General features: G+C 44.9%; 8 protein-coding genes. 2 read left to right on the top strand and 6 right to left on the bottom strand.

Annotated elements, in window-relative coordinates; genetic code table 11:
* The first annotated feature begins 56 nt into the window (after positions 1-56).
* Positions 57-941, top strand: coding sequence for a M16 family metallopeptidase (locus QFZ51_RS10470; RefSeq protein WP_429045613.1), 885 nt, complete (start codon positions 57-59; stop codon positions 939-941).
* A complete protein-coding gene (locus tag QFZ51_RS10465) occupies positions 916-2862 on the top strand; it encodes an insulinase family protein (RefSeq protein WP_429045611.1) in 1947 nt (648 codons plus the stop codon). Before QFZ51_RS10470 ends, QFZ51_RS10465 begins: the two co-directional genes overlap by 26 nt.
* 526 nt (positions 2863-3388) lie before the next feature.
* Here QFZ51_RS10465 and QFZ51_RS10460 read toward each other — a convergent pair.
* The 6 genes from QFZ51_RS10460 to QFZ51_RS10435 all read right to left on the bottom strand — a co-directional run bounded on the left by QFZ51_RS10460 (position 3389) and on the right by QFZ51_RS10435 (position 16848).
* On the bottom strand, positions 3389-3823 hold the full coding sequence (locus QFZ51_RS10460; protein WP_429045609.1) for a hypothetical protein: 435 nt from the start codon (positions 3821-3823) through the stop codon (positions 3389-3391).
* Positions 3824-3902: 79 nt separating this feature from the next.
* On the bottom strand, positions 3903-4628 hold the full coding sequence (locus QFZ51_RS10455) for a hypothetical protein (RefSeq protein ID WP_429045607.1): 726 nt from the start codon (positions 4626-4628) through the stop codon (positions 3903-3905).
* A gap of 704 nt (positions 4629-5332) precedes the next feature.
* Positions 5333-5815 carry a toxin-antitoxin system YwqK family antitoxin gene (locus tag QFZ51_RS10450; RefSeq protein WP_429045605.1) on the bottom strand — a complete coding sequence of 161 codons (483 nt, stop codon included), beginning with the start codon at positions 5813-5815 and terminating at the stop codon, positions 5333-5335.
* Complete coding sequence (locus QFZ51_RS10445; RefSeq protein WP_429045604.1) at positions 5787-14111, bottom strand: RHS repeat domain-containing protein; 8325 nt, start codon at positions 14109-14111, stop codon at positions 5787-5789. Before QFZ51_RS10445 ends, QFZ51_RS10450 begins: the two co-directional genes overlap by 29 nt.
* Before the next feature lie 6 nt (positions 14112-14117).
* Positions 14118-14858, bottom strand: coding sequence for a hypothetical protein (locus QFZ51_RS10440; RefSeq protein ID WP_429045602.1), 741 nt, complete (start codon positions 14856-14858; stop codon positions 14118-14120).
* Positions 14851-16848: a hypothetical protein gene (locus QFZ51_RS10435; RefSeq protein WP_429045601.1), complete on the bottom strand. Its 1998-nt coding sequence runs from the start codon at positions 16846-16848 to the stop codon at positions 14851-14853. The genes QFZ51_RS10440 and QFZ51_RS10435 overlap by 8 nt, the downstream gene beginning before the upstream one ends.
* Positions 16849-17004 lie beyond the last annotated feature (156 nt).

Below are 17004 nucleotides of genomic sequence, written 5' to 3'. Positions count from 1 at the left end.
CGCTTCTTTATAACGGGAACATGTTACACACAAAAACCAACAAAAGATAAACATCTATGCATTATCGTTATCTGGCCATAGCAGCACTGCTATGTCTTTCCACTGCAGGCAGCTTTGCACAGGGCTCCGGTCAGAGCCAGCTCATTCCGCTGGACACGGCTGTTCGCACAGGACAATTACCCAATGGCTTTACCTACTACATCCGCAAAAACAATGAGCCTTCCAAACGTGCATTATTCTACCTGGCCAACAAAGTAGGCTCTATCCTGGAAGATGAGGATCAGCGCGGTCTTGCTCATTTCCTGGAGCACATGAACTTCAACGGCACCACCCATTTCCCCAAAAATGAACTGATCGACTACCTGCAAAAGGCAGGTGTACGCTTTGGCGCCGACCTGAACGCCTTTACATCGTTCGATGAAACCGTTTACCAGTTGCCTATCCCTACTGCCGACCCAAAGATGGTGAGCCGCGGACTGGATATTATGCGCGACTGGGCACAGGAAGCCCTGCTGGAAACAGATGATATTGACAAAGAAAGAGGTGTGATCATTGAAGAAAAACGCCTGCGCGAAGGAGCAGCTGCACGCATACAGGATAAGACACTTCCCGTGGTGTTAAATAATGCCAGGTATGCCAACCGCTCTCCTATTGGTACAGACAGCATACTCCTGCACTTCCCGGCAGCCACGCTCCGCCGCTTTTACCACGACTGGTACCGTCCCAACCTGCAAGCCCTCATCGTAGTGGGCGATGTGGATGTTGACCAGGTGGAACAACAGATCCGCAAACAATTTGCAGACCTGAAAAACCCCGCCAACGAAAAACCCAGACCCGATTATAAAATTGCCCTCACCGGTAAAAATCAATTCCTGACTATTACCGACCCGGAAGTATCTGCCACCAACCTGGAAAATGGCCATCAAACATACCGCCGGTAAATTGACTACCACCACCGATTATCTCAATACCGTAAAACGGTCGTTGTTTAACCAGGTACTCGGCGCCCGGATCGGTGAGTTATCTCAAAAACCAAATCCTCCGTTCCTGGGTGTAAACGCAGGCATCGGCAACTTAATGGGCGGACTGGATCAGTTTTCCTTCTCCGTGACGGCGAAACCCGGTAAACTGGCGGAAGCTTTTGCCGCCGGCTGGTCGGAAGTAGAACAGGTGAAACGCTTCGGCTTTACACAATCAGAACTGGACCGGGCCAAAGCAGCGTATATGGCAAGCCTGGAAAAAGCAGCAAAAGAAAAGAATAAAACCGTTTCTGAAAGCTACGTGAAAGAATACCAGACGCTGTTCCTCGAAGGAGCCGCCTCGCCGGGGTTCGACTGGGAATACAACTTCCTGAAAAAAGAATTACCGGGTATCAGCCTGGATGACCTGAAAGCAGTCGCCAACGAATATATCACAGATACCAACCGTGATATTTTCATCGTAGCTCCCGATAAAGAGAAGAATAATCTTCCTGATTCCGCCACCGTTACAGGATGGTTTAAAACCGTTGCTGCAGCGTCGCTGGCCGAGTATAAGGACAACGTTACCGACCAGCCGCTGTTGAAAAAAATACCGGCGCCTGGAAAAGTAACAGCGCAAAAAAATTATCCGGCATTAGGCATACAGCAATTAACCCTGAGCAATGGTGTGAAAGTATGGCTCAAACCAACCACTTACAAAAATGATGTTATCCAGTTCCTTTCATTTGCACCGGGTGGTATCAATAAATATTCAAATGAAGATTTCCCCAGCGCGTCCAGTGCAAACGGTATTATAAGTGGTTCCGGTCTGGCTGACTTCTCACCCGTTCAATTATCGAAGATATTAAACGGTAAATCAGTCTCCGTAGGCGCCTTCATCAGCGGACGTAGCCAGGGTATCGGCGGCGCCAGCATCGTAAAGGACTTTGAAACCGCACTGCAACTGATATACCTGCGGTTCACCGCACCCCGGAAAGACACCGTGTTATTTGAAAATGCACTGGCTCAATCCAGGGAGCAGGTACAAACCCGTTACAATGATCCGGGCAATGTATTTAAAGATACCGTGACCGCAGTATTGAGCGGCTACAATTACCGCACAAGCCCTGCCACTTTGGCCAGGCTCGATAGCATCAGTTTGGAAAAAGCTTATGAAGTTTACCGCGACCGCTTTGCAGATGCCTCCCAGGCCAACTTTGTATTTGTAGGTAATTTCAATACCGACAGCATCAAACCTTTGCTCGAACAGTATCTCGGCGCACTGCCTTCCCTGAACAGAAAAGAGAAAGCTGTTAAACTGCCGGTACTTGTACCCAAAGGACAACTGGTAAAAACAGTCACCAAAGGAACAGACAATAAAGCCAGCGTATTACTGGTTTACAACGGCGATTGTGTTTACAGTACGGAGAACAAAATGCAGCTGCAGGCGTTGTCTGAAATCCTGCAATACCGGCTGCTGACAAGCCTGCGGGAAAATGCCGGCGAAGTATACACCCCTTCGGTAAATGCAAATATGTCGAAAGAACCCGATCAGCGCTTCGGCGTAAATGTATCATTCGGATGTGCACCTGAACACGTGGAACACCTGGTAGGACTGGTACAACAGGATATTGCGAATTTACAGCAGCAGGGCGCCTCTGCCGATGAAGTACAAAAGTTCAAAGCCGGCTTTCAGAAGCAATATGAATTGCAGTCCGAAAGCAATGAGTTCTGGTTACAATTTATCTCCGGGAAAATAGAAGGTAAGGAAGAATTGAAAGAGCTGCCCAATATAGAAAAACAATTGAGCCGGATTAACGGTGCATCCATTAAGGCTGCGTCAAAGAACTACCTGAGTGGAAAGAATGTGATCCGTTTTGTGGCATTGCCTGAAAAGAAATAGAAATTGTTTTTGAGTGATGATGTAAAAGCCGTTTCCTTTTTTGGGAGGCGGCTTTTTTTATGGAAAAAATCTTAATTGAGCCGGAAACCTGAATACAAGCAAGGGTAAACATAAAATTTGTTATCCTTCTTAAAAGCAAATAGTAAGTGAGTTTCATTGGCAGCAAAAACGAACGCGCAATTGCTATTGTCTATAGCGTCAAATTGCAGCTCCTGACCTGAAAGCGGCTGCCCCTTCAGCACTTTAACCACTTCGACAGTTGCCCTATATCCTTTATAATAACTTATACTCTCCTGATGTATCTGTCTTACCTTAACGGTAAAAATAAACTCAGAGGCAGGAATATATGACCTGACCGGATACATAACACAATCACAGGCCACTACTTTCTGACCGCATAAGTTTAAAACTATTGCAATACAAAAAGTTAGCATTTGCAGCCTGAATACGTTGTTATGGATCATTCTTGCTTTTTTGTTGAGTGTTGTAAAGGCAGCCAGCTTCATTCAATGATCCTTCTTTCCAACTACTTTTCGTTCAGCTTGTTTTCCAGTTGGCTAACACGTTCCTTCAATGCCGCTATCTCCTCCATTAACATGCTTATTGTTGGATCCACATTTTGCACTGATGGTGTACTTGTAGCATCGCTTGTTGCACTGAATGACTGGGTGCCTGTAGATGCCAGTTGCACTTGCCTGCGCACTCCGTTTATTGTAAAATACAATGCAGTGCCATTGAACTCCCACGCGCCATTCAAGGGAGTCGTAAGCAACGCTCCCTGGGTAAACAGTGCCACCGGTTTAGAGGTAGTTCCGGCCCTGGCGCCGAAGTTGTACAGTTGCCCTACCGTTGCAGCATGCCGGTCATAAATACCTGCACGAATGGCCAGCAAGCCGTACTTATATTCGTTACTGTCATCGCCCGTATTTTTATATGCATCAAACGTAGTTCCACTTAACACCCACTCTACATTTGAAGATATCGATGTCGGAAAATCCCGGGGGTGCTCAGTTGAATACCTGTTTAAAAAATATGGAATATTATAGGTAGCGGGGGCCGCCTATACCAAATCTTCTTGAAACTTCCTGGTTAGCATTTACCTGTAAGCCGCTCGCATACATGTTCTTGGTGGTAATATTGCCTTCGTCGGTTACTGCCTGCAAGGTAATAAGATTAGTTTTCCAATAAGATGAATCAAAAGCTCCCAGGGACGGATTAAAAACAAAATGAACAGGAGTGATGTATTGAGGGGTTAAGCCATTTAAATACCAGCTTATCCCATTACCTACTATTACGTCTGTCATTTGCACAGAATCGCGCTCCCTGGATGCATAAAAATATACGTTCTTACGGTAATAACTAATCGGCCCTATTGGCGCATTACGGGAAGTATATGGCAGGTAATACCAGCCAGATTTGGTAATGGAGTTTACATTTGTTATCCGGATTGCCCTACCGTCTGTTTGCGTAACCCGGGGGGACTGGAACTTATCCAGGATCGTGCTTAAATTCAATGTATCCTGCCCTGTGATGGCAATAGCATTACTGCCAACTGCCGACAAGTGCATCTTTCTGAACTCGGTACGGCCTTTACCCTTATTGAATAAAAAGCCTAGTGTGTCCTGGGTACGATTCTCCAGGATCAGTTCCGCAGTATCACAGGTGTTGTAGATGCGTACACTATCTGCCTTTATCTGGTATACGTGTTGGGCAAAACAAAAATTAGTTAACAATAGGGTGGCAATGGCCAAAAATACAGTTTTCATTTAGATATAATGTTGGTATAAGGGTGGATAAATTATTATGTTTATTTGCGGGCTATTAAAGCCAAACGATTTTTATGTTCTCTTGATATTCCGGACTTGCGACTTGAGCGCCCGTTCCGCGAACTGTGTCATCGGCATTCCTTGAGATCAAACATGCTTCTTTTACCGCCAGACACAATTTCACGTGTAGGACTATTCTGCTTAACGTTTCTGTCATTAGACTCCCTAATTCCTTAATATGTCATAAGATTCGAATACATTATCATCAACAGCCATTAAAACAACTAAGAAGATTACATTTCATTATTTAGATATCTGGCTTATTATTGTCTCAGATCCTCAACGCTGCATTCCTGAGACATTATAAACCTATAAATACTATCTTTGTCTCTAGACGTAAATACCTTCGATATATTTAAATGATTAGTATCTTTTAGCATATTATCATATATCTGTTTAAAGGCCGTCCCTATTTCATTCATACTAATATGGATGGTGTGTACATTGATCTGGTTTCTGAATAATTATGACATGAGATACAATTTTCGGTCACCAGCTTTTTCCCCGATTTACTTTCCTTTACTGACTTACAAGAAAAGTCAATTGCCATTGTAAGTCCGAATAATACAATTAATAACTTCATAAGTTTTTACTCTTTTTTTGTTACGGCTCCCTTTTCTTTCATATATTTAATTGTTTCCTCCCTACTTGTTGTCAATAATCAGATTTCCATTCTCATATTTCTCCTCTTTCAACAACTCCCCTTTCTCGTCATAATATTTCCATGTCCCAGTTCTTAATGGTTTATAATGTGTAGCTGTTCGAGGCGTGCGATTCCCTGTCACGGGATCTACCGCCCAAGCCTGAACGGTATCAAGCTTAACTGCATCCAAATAGTTACCACTAAAAACCAAAATCCCATTGGACAGTAAATGGCGCTCAAGATACATGGCCCCCTTACAACTTTTAAGAAGCATCCTTAAATAATAGGTTTCGCCTTCTCTAATTGTTATAGTATCGGGAGACTCCTCTAAATGAGGAAATCCTGATTTAATTGCATCAACAAAAATTGGCGCCTTACATAATTTTACTTTAGACTGTGCTTTTAAAGTATTCACACAGCAGAGCAAAATAAAAAATACCAATACAGAATTTAACTTACTGCAATTTGATATGTGTTCCTGCATCTTTAATCTTATTAGCATTATTATTTGATCGTAATACTGTGGCTCCCCCATTAACAATTTTCACCTTACTCTTTGTATCTTTATCCAATGTGTTTATTATGTTACCAAGCGCAACATTGGCCTGCCTTACAGCCTCGTTATATTGACCAGCTGTTATATCCGATCCCACAACTTGTGTTAGGCTAACTGTAATAGTTTTAATATTGCCCGCCTGATCAATAGATTTTCCCAATCTTGAAAGTGAACCTTTCATCTCATCCCCTAAATCTCCTGCACTTGGAAAATTACTTACTCCTATATAATAATTATTTGATCCCTTAAAATCAGATAAGGTAACTCCTGGTCTAATAGGGTGATGATCATCAAATAAAACAGGTCGAGGCTTCGGCTTAGCTGGCACAGGATATTCAATTGTTCCTGAAGATTTAATAAAGTTTCCCTCTGCATACTCGCGCCCGTCATATTCAGAACTAGAAAAAGACTCATGCCCACCATTCTTATATGAAAAGCTCCTGACAGATAAATTCTTATTTAAAACATCCTGCTGTGTTTTGGTTAGTTGATCTTGTTCTACAACCTCAGGTGCAGCATTATTTCCTCTATGGTTAAAGGTTAACACATTCCCTGCTATTTTATATCCATCAGACAAGCGAGTCATTTGATTATTTTGTAGTTGCCCATTAACATCTGTATATCTCATAATTTCAATCTTCGACACCTTACCTTGATTAAAGTATTGGTGTACTATTAATTCTTCTAGGCCATCCAGATCTACAGCGACTATAGGCTTATTTCCTGCGAACTGATAAGGAGTATACCATGGATATGTTTGAGTTAATGGATCCACTGACAAAAACCTAGCTATTCGTGGGTCATATATCCTAAACCCATAGTCATACTGATTCCCCGCTCCCTTCACCTCATTATCATTCTCCTTCCCGTTAAACCCATATCGGTATTTCCCCACATCAAACCCTCTACCCGTCAATCCCATTCCAAAAGGTGCATAATCCTGTGCAGATATCACCCTGGCTTCATAACGGTCAATGTTATTGCCATCAGTAGAAACCCCCATCTTCTCATCAGATACCGTAGCCAGCACATTGCCCAGATGATTACTCAGTTCAAAGAACTTATACCCCCGCATAAAGTTAACAAATCTACCGTCTCCAACACCTGTTAACCTGGTATTTTGAACCTCCGCATCATTCTGCAAAGCGATCACACGGGTATCAATGCCTAACCTGCTGCTTCCATACAAATGTGTTTCAATCTGGCTCAGTAAGCCATTATTGATGTTTGTGTTCCCACTTACATACACACTCATTACATTGCCGGTAGCGTCGCGTACGTAGCGGGTTTCTGTGTTACCTGCAATTTTACTGATCCTGTTACCAGCAACATCATATTTATAGATAATCAATGTATTATCTGATTTCCTGATCCTGCTGATTTTACCATATAAGTTCCAAACAATGCTATCCAGCTTGCCTTCTTTGTCTGCAATCAGGTTGCCGATAGAATCATATTTGTAATTACCTGCCTCCTGCGCATCGATATCATTGTCATATTGACCAGGGGCGATAGCATCATCTATGGAAGATAACTTATTGGTGCCCGGCGTGTAGTGATACGTCAGTGCGTCCATCATCCTGGGTTTATTTGCCCAGGTTTCATTTCCATTCCGGTTATAGGTCAGGATATTGCCGTTAGGATCGTAACTAATGTTCTCTTTAAAATCTTCTACTGTTACCGGTGTCCAGGTATTACTGCCCTGATCCAATCCACGATTAGCATTCATACCTGTCAGCCTGTTGAGCACATCATATTTGTAAGCATACAATAATGGTTCTCCAACCTTAGGCAGGTTCAGTGATATTCCGCTGATGTTGCCGTTGAATAAAGGCTTCAGCGTACTGCCGGTGACCGCAAACGGACGGCTGGTAGATATCGGCGTATAATCATTGTCTCCGTAGTAATACAGCGAGTAGCCAAACACATCTTTAGCCGTTAAGCCAGTGCTTGCCCCATCATGCCCCATATCGTTAGTACCGGTGCTGTTAGCTCCCTTCATCCATCCCTGCAGATTATAGGCATAATCCATGCCCTGCACCTGCGCCTGACCTATCACGCTTCGCGCGAGTGCTCCATGTTTGTAGTACTGGTAATACGCATCATTCTCCCAATAAAGACTGTCACGGCTGGTTTCTACATTGATAATCCTGTTTTCTGCATCATAGTTATAACGGTGATAATAAGCATCCACCTTTCCTGGCTGGTAGCTCACCGTATTTACTTTGCCACTAACCAGGTCATAAGTATAACGGATTTCTTTCCAGCGATTACCATTGTTATCTTCTGTAGCCGGATTATAGTCTTGCAGTAACGTGCTTACATTGCCATGTATGTCATAACTATAATAAGTTGCGGCAGCTTGTCCGCCTGGTACCGTATCTGCAATATTGTTATAGACACCGGACCAGGATACCCTGTTTCTCAGGTTCTTGGCCTTCCAGCCGATGTTCTCCACAAAATTATAAGGCTGGTCATACACCGTGCGGGTAATCTGCGAACGACTGCTACCACCACCCTGTATCCATAAGGACAAGGCCACCGGATCACGGCTGATGGCATCCGTTATCGCCATACTATTGTTGATCTCCCCTACTTCTGTGATACGACCGATGTAATCATAAAGCGTATAGCTATACGCCACAGGACCCGTTACAGGATGTAATTGTTTTGAGTTCTGAGAAATCGCAATTCTTCCCAAACGGTCATACCAGAAACGGGATGTTCCTGCATCCGGGGTTTTCTGCTCTACTACATTATTTAGGGTATTATACCTGTATTCCGTTTCCAGCTTATGAACCGGTGTTAATGCAACACCATTCTTTCTCGCTTCCTGCACGCTATCCAGCCACTGACGTGAGCGGTTCCTTACCACACCAGCAGGAGGTACCGTTTTTACCAGGTTACCTGCCTGATCATAGTAGTACAGCGTATAATGATACTCACCCAAATTATAACTCACCGCAAAACGCTCACCGGATATGGCGGCCATCGATTTAGAAAGATAAGTGCTCTCAAAATCATTCATCACCGAATCACGGATAGCATTGTAAATCTCACGTGCCTTATTATCTGCTATATCCAGGCTGTCAGCACAAGCCGTTACCGGTGTTAACGGATCTTCCTGGTAAGCAGGTACTGCATTGCCACACAGCAACCCGTCGTAAACCATAAAGCAGCTGTCGATACCCGGACAGGTAATCGCTGTAACAAGCGGGGTACATACCCGGTCGGTAATAGCAACGGTATTAATATTGTTATAGGAAAGATACTGACTGGCTTGTGCGGCCATCAGGATCACTCCCGGCACATTTGTGCTTACACTTAATGTTTCCGGCTTATCATCACAGCCACTTTTTCCTTCCTTGTTAGCCAGCATCAGCATGGCGCGCCCATTATACATCCCGGCTCCGCCATAGGAACTGTCTGACCGCTGCACTACTTTATATACCTTATCATCGCCACTCAGCTGAACATGACTGCCCCAGCTTAATACATTATCAGCACTCCATTTGCTCCACCATACATCCTGACTGGAAGAAGCCGAAATAACGCCACCATCAAGCGTAGCGGAGGCCGTCCATGTTTGACCAATAGCCCCTGATACGCCATTCTGCTGTCTCATGCTAACAATAGCACCGCTGTTATCCACATCTATGAACGATTCGGTATTATTACTTCCTGTTACCACCATCTTATAACCGGTGGTAGTCCGGATCAGGTTATTCACTACGTAATTACCCGTAGCACCAGCAGGCTGATACTGCATCATCAGTAAGGGCGCTCCGGTTTTCAGGTCCTGTTTGAACAACACCGGCATCCTGCCTGTCTGGTTATTCATCGACGTTCCTGCCACCAGCGTATCATTGCTGGCTACCAGGCTGATCATATCTTTGGCATCACCGGCGCCTGTTTGCTTCAGCCATACCAACTCTCCGTTGGCAGACAATACACCGGTCACCCATTCTGTATTGGTAGCCCCTGTAGTACGTAATCCGGCAATAGCAAAGTTACCGTCATCTGTTTGCACAATGTCGCAACCTTTTGCGCCGTTGGCTTCCCCAAAATCAACCGTCTTATTCCATATCACACCGCCGCTCGCATCTATCCTTACCACCATCATCGCTCCCTGCGGGAAGCAATAGGAACGGGTGGTACCAATCGCTATATAACCACTGTCTGATGTTGGTATTAACCTGCGGAATTCCTCATCTTCGTCTCCTCCATAGGTTTTGGACCATTGTAGCTGACCACTGGCATCCGTTTTAATAATGTAGGCATCTTTCTTTCCGGCACTGCAACCGGTAGTAGCCCCGGCCATAATAAATCCATCTGTAACAGCACGGATGTCGGTAATCGTATCCTGTCCGCCATTACTATATGTAACCACCTGGCGCTGTGTGCTGGCTGTTTTCACACAAACCCGGGTACCCTGGTTGGCCGAGTTATGACAACTGTCCAGGAATTCCAGGTAGGTAGCCGTTTTTTCACTGAAGCCCAAACGGTTGTTCATAAAGGCTTCAAACAATTTATTTTTCTGTTGCTGCCCGGGAGCCGTTTCATCGGCAACAGGCGTAATACCAGGATAAGCTGTAGTAAACTGGTGATACAAACTATCTGTTACCGCACAGTTCACGCATGGTGGCGCAATACTACACTGGATCAGCGCCGGGATCTTTACCGGCCGGGGAAGATAATCGCAACCAGATGAACTGCTGCTGCTACATGCTGCCAGCAGATCGTCCAGGTCTGTTTGAGCAATCTTTACCCCGCGGGTGCGTTGCAGGTAAACGGAGAAGTTAGCATCCCCCGGTTTTTTGTTTTGTAAATATTGGGCATTCAGTATACTCAGGTTATTACACTCACATTCCTGCGGTTTCTTATAACTATAGTTACTAGCCAGTGCCGGTTGATTATTATAAGGCTTAGGGAAAGTGATCAGTTCCCCATTACATATCAGTGGGTCTGTGATCTGGTGACTATTATTATATTCTGCCAGGATGGCCTGGAAACTGCTGTAGGCATTGGAAGCGCCTGGCTTCAGCGTACTGGCGCCATAAGGATGGTCTGCATCTGCACTGGCTTTACACATACTGAGCAGCTTGGTTTTGATCTCCCCAAGTGCCACGTCAGTATATTTACATGGCGCCAGTTGCTTTAACCATGTATTGGCAAGACTATCAATATTGTTATAATAGACCTGGTTGACTGCCTGCTGGGCAGCATCCCGGGTAGCCTGCTCATTACCGGTCTGTCCTAAAACGCCATTCGCAATATCAACTGCACCCGTCTGCCGCATGATCAGGTCGGGCGTAATAAATTGTGGTTGCTTGCCTGCCGCTGCAATGTTTGCTGCTACGCCACGTGCTGCATTACAGCTGCTGTTGATATAGTTATTGCTCTGCTCCCGGTGAATATTCAGGTACAGGGAGCGGAAGTTACGCCAGGCCATATCCAGATCCGCCGCACACATGCTGGCTTCTGCCTGTTCAGGTGTTAATGCTTTATAATCTTCAAAACACGAAGCCGTTTCTCCACATTTACTCGCTGCTACGGCCATACCCAGTAACGTCATAGCGGCACCGGAGGGCGCTTTATATTTGGTTAACCCGGCAATCAGTTCCGCGCGTCTGTAAGAAATTAATGGATCCGGATTGGTAGTAGCGGTGGGAAACAGATAACCTTTTTGCTTCGCTCCAAAATAAGTATCAGTAGCAGAAAAATCCTTCTCCCAGAGCTGCGCCTGCTTCATCTGGTCGGCCTGCAGATAACCCAGTTTGCAGTACTCCGGATGCAGCGGCAATAAAGCCTCTGCCCACGAAGGCTGGAACTCATCTGCAAATTGCTGTGCACTCAGATCCTGCGGAATAACAAAAGTATTGGTTTCAACACTTAATACTCTTGCTTCCTGCCCGTTCGCATCCAGGTATTTAATATCTGTACGCTTATAGGCTGGAGTGGTATTGTTACGGTAAAAAATGGAATAATCCGTTTTCATACTGTCGGACAGCAGCGCATACTGACCAGAAGGCGGACTCATGTCCTGCAGCATCATACTGCGGATATCATCTCCTTCCGTATGCTGAGGGTCTTCGCAATCACCACATACCGGCTCACAAAGCGATTGACGTTGTTTGATCAGCTGATTTTCCCGGATAGTTTCATAAGAAGTACAGATATTATTTTTCAGAAAGATGCTGTCACGATAATACTCCATCGCAACATGGCTCACCGACAGGATCTTTGATATATTATAAGTTCCCTTTACCAGGAAAAGGGAAAATTCCAGCGACAGCTTCCCGTCGCCGGCTACCTGCAACGCTGGCGTATAGTTATGAAGGACCGTATCAAAAGGCACCTTGCCTGGCATATGCTGGTTCCATACATCATCCGTAATACGGATCTGAAGATCATATAAACTAACATAACTGGTGGAGTGCTCATCGCAACCTACCTTTGTTAATACCGGCGGATCCAGCTCATAATTAAACTTATAGGTACCATCCATCAACACGGTAGTGGAATGGTTAGTGACCAGTGAACGGTCACGGATAAATGTTTTGCCAGGGCCTGATAAAGAGTCCGTAACAGGGATTACTTCTTTCTCCGGCACATCTTCCAGGCTCTTGTTCCACGCCTCTCCCGCCAGCGCGGTGGCGATAGTGCGGCCATGCATATCCACATAGCTCACAGACAATTGTCCGTTGGCATCTTCCACTACATTCTTCTTATAATGACTGCTAATGCCTACCTCCGTGCCAAACAAGGCATCCAGGCTCTCCTGCTCCGCATCGCCATAATAATACTTTATCTCATGGTTGCTGCCTATCTTAAAATCAGGTCCTACACCACCCTGGCGACTGATACGCCCCGTGTTATCCGGTGTGAGTACTGTTTCCGTAAAAGCATAACCCTGCGCATCCGGCAGGTATTGGTTTACCCCGGTATTCTTCTCCGGGTTGGCAGGGGAATAATACTGGTTGGCGCCGGCAGCAGTGCTCATCTGAGCTGCACTGGCAGTAATAATTTCTGATGGCTGGTCTATATGATCATACTTGCTTTTATCATACTCCCCGCCATTGATCGCAGAATTAAGATTGCGGGTATATTTTAGTACATTATTCAGCGTAGGGGCCGGCAGCAACTGGATAACAGGTCTTCCCTGGTAATCATACAACGATTCTGCCACCACCGTTTTATTGGTGGTATTATCCTTGGTAGCAGTTTGACGCCCGCGTAAACTTCCATCATAATACTGCACCACCACTTTCCGCTTTCCGTCTTCTGCAAAAGATATACTCGATTGCCAGTTCAACCGGTTCTGGTGACCACCAAAAGTATAATGCCCCAATCCTTCGGTATAATCAGAACTCCAGGCCGTTTCTATTCTTACATCATTACTCTTTTCCTGCACCGCCCTCACCCGGTAATACAACACACCCACCTTGTCGTACAACAAAGGAACAGCATAAGAATTACCGGCAATCGTTACCCGCGTGGTATTATTCTCAAATACCAGCGATGGATTAAGCGGTATGCCATACCGGTTGGATTCCAGCGCGCTCGAGTCCACATAAGCCCATTCCAGGTCATATACATCAGCGCCGGTAACTGCATCCCAGCTCACCACAATTTCATCAGTAGAATCCGTATTGGGTGGATTATTGGAAGAAATCCGCTTAATGGCATCTGCTATACAATCCAGTTTATACACCGGGTATACCGTCATCTCATTTTCCAGTATCAATGCCGGAATAATATTTTTAGACGCATTCGTGGTAACACTCAGCACTTTCACCTTTACCTGGTGGGCCTGGGTGAACACAAAGCTGTTACGCAGCTGATAAGGATGAGTTGTGTCATAATCCACCGTAATAACCTGATCCGTGGAATCCTTGCTCAGGTTTGGAGCCGTATAATAGATACGTACATTCACCGTAGCGCTGAAAGTAGCCGGCAGGTATAAACCTGAAAACTCGTTGATGCGCAGCGTAATACTGTTACGCACCAGGTAGGGCGTATCCAGCTTACTTTTGTTGGCATCAAAGTAATATTTGTCCTGCACGTCAGCTACTGAATCTTTCGTCAGCTGTCCGGCAGCGCCGTCCAATACGCTTTTGATCAGGATGCCGCGGTTCAGCTGCGCATAACCTGTTAATCCTGTCAGCAGGAAAAAACTACATAAAATCAGGATACGGGGCACTTTCAGCAAATAAGGTTTCATATACTTCTATAGGTTCGGCGATGCTTTAAAAATTTGGTATTCCCGGTAAGCCGGCGTTGGTTTGAGCGTATCTCCTTCTCTGGTGAAGTAAATACTTTCATCAAACCCGTGATAGGAAGCAGGCAATGGCTTGTGATTAAAAAAGTGGGAATCCACTTCCAGGACCTGCACACTATCTTCTTTTCCACCAGTAAAGTTCTCCGGAGGAGAGATCATTACTATATGCGCATCTGTTATGTAACCGGTACGCGGATCTATCTTAAATTCAGCGCTCTTGCACCTTGCACCTTCCTTATACCGGATCTTCAATACTTTTTCTTTTCCTTTTGCGCTCATCAGCCAATCCTGCATATCATCGGCCATTCTCCGCATATTTAAATAACCGGCTTCATTCACGTCTTTGCTATCGGATGACCTGGCGAGATACATACTTTTGTTTTGCTTAAACAATACAATCATATACCGCTCATTCACGATTGTTTCCACATCATTCAGCAGGTAGTGCAAACGGCTGCCATCGATATGCATATAGCCAGACATCGAATCTGCTAAAGCGGCAGATCCCGGTCTTATACTGGTAATCCGGATATCATAAGATACCGGCTGTTTTCTGGCATCCTGCTGTATTTTAGTGAATTCAGCAAACAACTTGGTCGTATCCTGCAATTGAGCCAGCACCCGGGAACCGGCAGCGAGTAAAATCAGCAGGAACAAAGCAGTTGTCAGGGTGATATGCTTATTACTCATTATCTGTTTTTATAAGGCCGTTTCTGGATTCTTTGATTGTTTTTATACCGCGCTCTGTTTCCTTTTTCACCCTGGTGAGGGTGCCATTATCGTCATATTCATAGAAGGAAGCATAATTATTCTCGTCCAGCTCCGCCATAAGGCGCAGGTTCTGCGGATCGTACACAAACGATTTCATATTGGCATTGTAAGGATGGAATCTCAGGTCATCGAAATACACTTTCGTATTACCAGTAGCCACCATTACTACACTGAGACCAGTACTACCCGCCGGAAGATCAATGACCTGTTCATACCGCTGCCAGCCTTCAATAATACTGCCGGTAGGCTGCACTTCCGCAGTAACACGGGTTTCACCTGCCACAAACAACGTAATCTTGTTATTGGTATAAGAAGTAGAGTTACAGGTCTGCTCCTCTTTCACCCATACGCTGAATAACATCCGTTTGCCGGCTACGGGTGAAAATGGCGGTAATAATACCGTGCTGTTGGCTCTTACATTTTTCAATACTTCATAGGGCGTGCAGGCATTACTTCCCTTATTAAAAGTGGGAGATTCAAGCACCGTTTCTGCAGCAACCACTGCCACTTTCATCTGGATGGTATCATGTGCATTAGCACGCATACTATAGCGCCCGGTATGATGCTGGGTGCTGTCTATATTAGCCAGGTAACTGCTAAAATCCAGTCTGCGGTCTACTTTACAGGTGGCATCGTCATTACATTTACCACTGATGAACGAATAATCTTCGAAGCCATCAAATGCAGCATCGCGGTAACGGCTATTTTGCACCGTAGCCACCGGAACAGCATTGTCATAACCGTATAATCCGGCGTTGTAGCGGCCTAATGGATCTTTATTCTCCAGTTCAAAACCTTTTTTATTAAAAATAGTACTCTCCGCATTCCATACCCATGCAGTGGAATCGTAGTTGCTATCCTTTGCCCATCCTTTCGTTTGCTGTTTCCAGAAGGTTTCAAAATCCCTGAAAGCACCGTCTGTACGGATATTTGTTTTCACGGCAGTACTGGATTGCGCACGGGCGCCGTAGTAAGTGTAGGTACGTGAAGCACGCCAGTTACCCAGCATACCGAATGTATAAGGATTCACAGTCGTATCTGTAACTGCGCTATAGCAATAAGTGATATAAGGCGCCAACCGGATATCCACACTGCCTTCAATAGGACGCGAGCACATATCGGAGCTGATGGATACATGATACACCCCTTCTTGTGCCGGTTTCACCTGGGGCAACATCACTGTTTGTGCGTTGCTGGTGAAATTATCAGGTCCGGTCCAGGTATAAGTTTTTGCAGTTGTTGGCAGGTTGAATGCTCTCAGGTATACATCATCATTGATACAGAATAGTGGTTTGTCTGTTGTCACTACCTGGTAATTGGCAAAGTCGAGAATCGTTACCCGCTGTACAATGGACGCTCCGCAATCGTCGATGATCTTTATCTGGTAATTGGTATTTCTTGATAACTGGTAATTACTGTTACTGTTGAAATTACCAGTGTAATTGCTATCGAGATAAGGACCGGTTTCCCCTTTTCCGTCTATTGCGAGTTTATACAAATAGTGTTGCGTGCCGCTGTTCCCATCTACGCCCCGGATTTTAATATGGCCGCTGTTAGCCGGGTCACCGGGACATATCCAACCTAAAGTACTGTCGTTCTGAGCTTTCAGGGGGGAGTCATCGAAGGTGATGGTTTTAGTATTCTCCGCTCCCCAATCATACGTAAACGACGTTGAACTTATGGCAATTCTATAGCTACCTGCAAACGGTAATATAATAGACTCTCCTTCACTAATAGATTCTGTTGGGAATGAACTGGTTCCGGATAGTACCTTATAAATCCCTCCGGGTTCACTTCCCCTATATTTGTAACTACCTTTGGGTGTTACTTTCATACCCACACAAGTCCGTTCCAATGTATACGACCAGTTATACCTGTATACATCATCCTCCCCTATAAAAGCCGGCAAATCGTAAGTTTTCCCAATACAAGGATCAGTTATCCTGAAAACATAATATCCTGGTGTCCAATAAGAATTATCTTCCTTATAATAAACATCCATATATGAACGCGAATCGGGTACGGAAATCACTCTTCCTGTGTACGGATAAATGAGTTGAATGGT

This window comes from Chitinophaga sp. W3I9, from assembly GCF_050434025.1.
Taxonomy (GTDB): domain Bacteria; phylum Bacteroidota; class Bacteroidia; order Chitinophagales; family Chitinophagaceae; genus Chitinophaga.
This window is presented reverse-complemented; position numbering and strand designations above follow the sequence as displayed.